Genomic DNA, 2395 nt, shown 5'->3' with positions numbered 1-2395 from the left:
CCACTTCGTCCTACCTATCGCGAGATCGGGTTGTTGCACGAGGCAGGCAAGGCCACCGGTGGATTGGTGTTGACGCCGGTCAGTTCGATCTGGACGCCAAAGTCGCCTTCGAACTGGAGCGGCTCGTAGGCGCCGCTGAAGTTGCCGCTGAAGGCCACCGGATAGCCGGTCTTGGCGTCGACGTACAGGTGGGCGTCTTCCGCCGACCAAAGCGATTCGCCGAAGGCTCTCAGCTTCGGATCGGTGCTCGCTTGGGCGGCGGCGAGGAAAGCCGCTCCGTCGAGCACATAGTGCTTGACCGCCTTGCCGCTCAGCGTCTCCTGGCCGACCAGCTTGCCGCGGGCCACGTCACTGCTGGTCAACATGCTCAGCAGGCCCGCCGGACTCATCTCGTCCAGCGCGGCAGTCGCATTGAGGGCCTCAGGCTTGACGCACACGGGGAACAAGCCGTTGACCACAATGTAGGTACCTTCGGGGACCTTGTAGATGTCCACCTTGGACGGCGTGAACAGACCGACCAGCGACCCACCGACCTGGGCGGCGAGTTGGCCCAGCAGACTGCCCGACACGGTGACTTGGCTCTTGCTCTGGTCATTCGTCGCCAGCAGCGCCGTGAGGTCACCCTGGGCACGCTGGCCATCGATCAGACCGTTCACTTGAAGCGTCACCGTGGCGTTGAGTGAGGTCAGCCCCGCGATCGATTGGAGGGGGATGACGTCCCCCGGTTTCGGAGTTGGCGTGCTTGCCGGCGCAACCATGCCCGTGAGTGCTGCCGAGAAAGCCGGCGCGGCGGCGCTGAGAACAACGAACACCACGATAGCAGTCGCTGCCAGGGCGATCCCTGCTGAGAGAAAGCGCTTCTTCGTTTTCATTGTTGCTGGCTTCTCCTATCTTCAGAAGGCGATGGGCTTCTCGAAGTTCCTCGGGCGGCAGATGGGTGGCGTCAGAGGCGGCTGATCGCCGGCAAGCCGACATACTGCTGGTCAGGGATCGGCAAGACACTTCGTTGGATGTCATCTTGAGTTGACATTGGGGATTCCCCGTGTAGATGGGGTCGCTGCTTGTCGTCACCTGGTTGCTGGTGGTATGGAAGAGTCGGCCTTAGCAGTCTGTGCCCCCAACCGTTTCGAGGCTTGCACTCATGCAGTAGCTTTGGGCTTGCCGAACAATCCGCCCTGAAAGGCGATGCTGCCGCCCGCCAGCACCAGGACGAGCAGGGTGCCAATTGCGCCCTCAAGGAAAGGCAGCCAGACGGTGAGTCCGCGGGTGACGAGCAGCCCGCCGATCAGGCCGGCCAGGATGATCATCGCCCAATCTTTGTAGCGTCTGACCATCATCAAGCCGATGACGCCGCCCACGACGGCCAGCAGCCAATCGAGCATGCCGGAGTCGACGTGGAACAGATCGAGGAATCCCAGCATGATCGCGGCACCAGCGAGGGCACCCATCACAAGCAGCACGATGTTGACGATGCCTTTGGCGAATCCGGCGACAAAGAATCCGATCACCGCCAGCAGGATGGGGATAGCCAGTTGGAGCAGGGGGTCCGAGGATCCCGGGAACAGGCGCAGCAGGCCAAGGCCGAGCAGCGCCCCCACCGCCGCACCCAGCACGGCGAGCCGCTTGCCAAACCCGAGGACTGCGACTCCGATCGCGATCACGAGAATTGGGAACATGTGTGTACCTCCTTGAACATCGGCTTTCCGGCTCAACATCAGCGCTGCGATGACGAGCCACGCAGCTGCTGCATATTTCGGAACCTGCCAACGGCTCTTTCCGGACTGGGCGCAGAGCTGGTCCCGGTCTGGCGTACAGCGCCACCGCCAGCTGTCGTCTGCGCATGGCCCCCACGCGCTTCGGCGTCACCGAGGAGGCTACTGGCTGGCCCCCGGTGCGGGCGAAGGACGGCGTCTTCATGCCGGTGGGGACGGATCAATGAGGGAAGGGTCTGCTCGCCTCGGTCGAGGTGCTGGCCGGGATCGAGCAGCACTCCGGCGGGCAGATGGGCCCAAGCCCGCCTGCCCGCCGGATTAAGGACATGCGAACTACGTGCCGAGGAGCTTGGCCTTCGCCGCGGCAAACTCGGCGTCGGTCAAAACACCGGCGTTGTGCATTTGTGCCAGCTGCTGGATCTGGGTGTTGACATCCGCCTCGGCCGGGGCCGCAGCCGGTGCCGGCGCTGCCGACTGCGCAGCCGCCTGGTCCGCCGCTGCCTGTTGGGAGGCACCGCTCCTAGCCGCAGCGTGGCCGACAACTGCCGCCCCGACAACCATGCGCCTTCGTCGTGCTCGTCTCATTTTGGTACGCTCCTATTCGGTTGTGGCGCGCTTCGTGCGCGCCAAGAGAGGGCCGCGGCTCAGACCGCGCCGCTCTGGGCCTCATCCAGTGCTTCCTG

The 2395-nt window shown here is 64.2% G+C and carries 3 protein-coding genes; all 3 read right to left on the bottom strand.

Features of this window, described 5'->3' with window-relative positions; translation table 11 throughout:
- Positions 1–14: 14 nt before the first annotated feature.
- Entirely contained in the window at positions 15–872 is an 858-nt protein-coding gene (locus MUO23_08145; protein MCJ7512926.1) for a hypothetical protein, read from the bottom strand.
- A 267-nt stretch (positions 873–1139) separates the two neighbouring features.
- Entirely contained in the window at positions 1140–1676 is a 537-nt protein-coding gene (locus MUO23_08140; protein MCJ7512925.1) for a hypothetical protein, read from the bottom strand.
- A gap of 369 nt (positions 1677–2045) precedes the next feature.
- Positions 2046–2297 (bottom strand): SHOCT domain-containing protein, encoded by a 252-nt coding sequence (locus MUO23_08135; protein ID MCJ7512924.1) that lies wholly within the window; start codon positions 2295–2297, stop codon positions 2046–2048.
- Between the last annotated feature and the right edge of the window lie 98 nt (positions 2298–2395).

It is taken from the genome of Anaerolineales bacterium (assembly GCA_022866145.1).
Classification (GTDB): domain Bacteria; phylum Chloroflexota; class Anaerolineae; order Anaerolineales; family E44-bin32; genus PFL42.
Note: the sequence above shows the minus strand (reverse complement) of the source record. Positions and strands in the feature narration are given on the sequence as shown.